3 protein-coding genes are annotated in these 2,651 nt (G+C 63.6%); all 3 read left to right on the top strand.

Annotated elements, in window-relative coordinates; genetic code table 11:
- The coding region (locus tag IV098_RS15000; RefSeq protein ID WP_296890509.1) for an AAA family ATPase at positions 1-1,362 on the top strand (1,362 nt) is incomplete at its 5' end.
- A 53-nt stretch (positions 1,363-1,415) separates the two neighbouring features.
- Entirely contained in the window at positions 1,416-1,892 is a 477-nt protein-coding gene (locus tag IV098_RS14995; RefSeq protein ID WP_296890507.1) for an aminoacyl-tRNA deacylase, read from the top strand.
- Positions 1,893-2,075: 183 nt separating this feature from the next.
- Positions 2,076-2,561, top strand: a complete 486-nt coding sequence (locus tag IV098_RS14990; protein ID WP_296890506.1) for a TIGR02281 family clan AA aspartic protease — start codon at positions 2,076-2,078, stop codon at positions 2,559-2,561.
- Positions 2,562-2,651 lie beyond the last annotated feature (90 nt).

Genomic DNA, 2,651 nt, shown 5'->3' with positions numbered 1-2,651 from the left:
GCGCACGGCGGCTTTCTGATGCTGCATCTGCACGACGTGCTGGCCGATCCGCTGGTGTGGGAAAAACTGCGGCGCTTCCTGCGCAGCGGCCGCTTGCAGATCGAGGAACCGGGCGTGTCGTTTTCGCCGATCGCGGCGGTGTCGCTGGTGCCGGAAGCGATCGATATCGAGGTCAAACTGGTGATGATCGGTTCGCGCGAACAGTATTACGAACTGCAGGAGGCGGCGCCGGAAATTTCCCGGCACTTCCGCGCCAAGGTAGATTTTGCCGAGAGCTTCGCGGCGAGTGCCGACAGCCATCGCGCCTCGTCGATTTTTGTCGCGCACGCCTGCCGTGAGCATGGCCTGCCGCATTTTTCCGCAGCGGCGGTGGCGCGTCTGCTTGAGGAATCGCACCGCGAGGCGGGCGACCAGACGCGCGAAAGCGCGATCTTTGCGCGCACCGAGGCGTGGGTGATGGAAAGCGCAGCCGTCTGCCGCGCGCGCGGACCGGGCCGGGTCAGCGCGGCCGATGTCGAGGCGGCGCTGGCGGCCCACACGGCGCGGCACGATTACCCGGAGCAGCGGCTGCGCGAAGAAATCGCGAATGGCGATGTGCTGATCGAACTGCGCGGCGAGCGGGTAGGGCAGATCAACGGGCTCACCCAGATCGATCTGGGCGATTACCGCTTCGGCCTGCCGGTGCGGCTGTCCGCCCACACCTACGCGGGCGAGGACGGCCTGCTCAACATCGAGCGCGAAGTGGAGTTGTCCGGCCCGATCCACGACAAGGGCGTGTTCATCCTGCAGAACTATCTGGCGGCGCTGTTCGCGCATCTGGCGCCGCTCTCGCTCAATGCCTCGATCGTGTTCGAGCAGCAATACCATGGCGTGGAAGGCGACTCGGCCTCGTGCGCCGAACTCTATGCCTTGCTGTCGGCGCTGTCGGGGCTGCCGCTCAAGCAGGGCATCGCCGTCACCGGCGCGGTCAACCAGCACGGCGAGGTGCTGCCGGTGGGCGGCATCAACGAAAAAATCGAAGGCTGGTTTCGCGTGTGCGAGGCCGCCGGCCTCGATGGCAGCCAGGGGGTGCTGATCCCGCAGCGCAACCGGCGTCATCTGATGCTGGCACAGCCGCTGCTGGATGCGGTTGCACAGGGGCGCTTCCACATCCATACCGCCGCCCACGTGAGCGAAGGCATCGAGTTGCTGACCGGTCTGGCAGCGGGCGAGCCTGGCGTGGCGGGGCACTACCCCCATCACAGCGTGCTGGGACACGCGCAGGAGGCCCTGCAGGCGTTTCGCCGCGCCTGCCAGCAGCAGGAACACCCGCGGCCGCCGCGCCGGCATTTTCGCAACGGCGAGGCGCCCCGGAAACGCTAGCAGAGCGGAGTGGCTGAACTATATTTAAAGCCGTTCAACGCAAGGAGACGATCATGAATCCACTGCATCGTATGGAACGTTTTCTCGACCAGCACATGATTCCGTTTGATTTGGTCGCGCATCCGCACACCCACACCAGCGCCGAAACCGCACGCGCAACCGGCGTGCCTCCCAGCCGGGTGGCCAAGGGCGTGTTGCTCGATGGCGTCGGCTGCCAGATGGTGGCGATGATTCCCGCCGACCAGGAAGTCCACCTGGGCAAGCTGGGGCTGGATCACGGCGTGGAATTCAGCCTGGCCGACGAGGCCAGCGTGAGCAAGCTGTTCTGGGAATGCGAACCCGGCGTGGTGCCGGGCTTGCCGAATGCGTGGGGGGTGGAGATGGTGTGGGACGACGCGCTGATGACGCAGCCCGATATTTATCTCGAAGCCGGCGACCACGAGCGCTTGCTGCACATCGAAACCCGCTACCTGCGCGAAGCCTTTGGCGACGCACCGCATTGCAGTTTCAGCCATGCGCGCATGCGTTGAAGGCCGTGAGGACGGGGCAGGGTGTTTTAAGCGCGGGTGATTTGCATTAGGCTTGGCCGTCCGGTGCGTCGCGGTGTCCGATCGCGAGCGTGCTGAACGATCATGGGTCTAATCGGTCACTCAGCTGTGAATTCAACTTCGTCTGATTCCTCATCCAATCCGCATCGCACAATGGGGCGTGGCATGGCGTGGCTCGCCAGTCTGGCGTTGCTGGGCGTGCTGTACCTGTTTTTCGACGGCAGCCTGCAGGCGCGCAACAACCCCAATCGGGCGTTGCAGATTGCCCCCGGCGCCGAGCTGGTGCTGCAGCGCAGCCGCGATGGCCACTATGTTTTTCCCGGCGAAATAAACGGCCGGCCGGTCAGCTTCCTGCTGGATACTGGCGCAACCCTGGTGTCCGTTCCCGCACACTTGGCAGCAGGACTTGGGTTGGTAGCGGGGGCGCCGCAGCAGTCGGTGACGGCGAATGGAACGGTGCTGACGCGTGCCACGCAAATCGGTGTGCTGGCCTTCGGGCCGTTCAAACTGAGCGATGTGCGCGCCAGCATCAACCCCGGCATGCGGGACGATCAGATTTTGCTGGGCATGAGTGTTTTGAAACAACTGGAGTTCACCCAGCGAGGAGATACGCTGGTGCTGCGCCCCATGGGCAATGAAAAAGAGTTTTGACATCGCGGTTTTTTGTGATATTTATACGGCGTCAATTGGATTCAAGCTTTAAATTGCGGTACCTCTGGTAAGCGTTTTCCTTGAAATTCG

Origin of the sequence: Thiobacillus sp., from assembly GCF_018780105.1 — a bacterium.
Classification (GTDB): domain Bacteria; phylum Pseudomonadota; class Gammaproteobacteria; order Burkholderiales; family Thiobacillaceae; genus Thiobacillus.
This window is presented reverse-complemented; position numbering and strand designations above follow the sequence as displayed.

Excerpts from the sequence above, each read along its gene's own strand:
- IV098_RS14990 (WP_296890506.1), top strand. The coding sequence starts at position 2,076 with ATGGCGTGGCTCGCCAGTCTGGCGTTGCTGGGCGTGCTGTACCTGTTT.
- IV098_RS14995 (WP_296890507.1), top strand. The coding sequence starts at position 1,416 with ATGAATCCACTGCATCGTATGGAACGTTTTCTCGACCAGCACATGATT.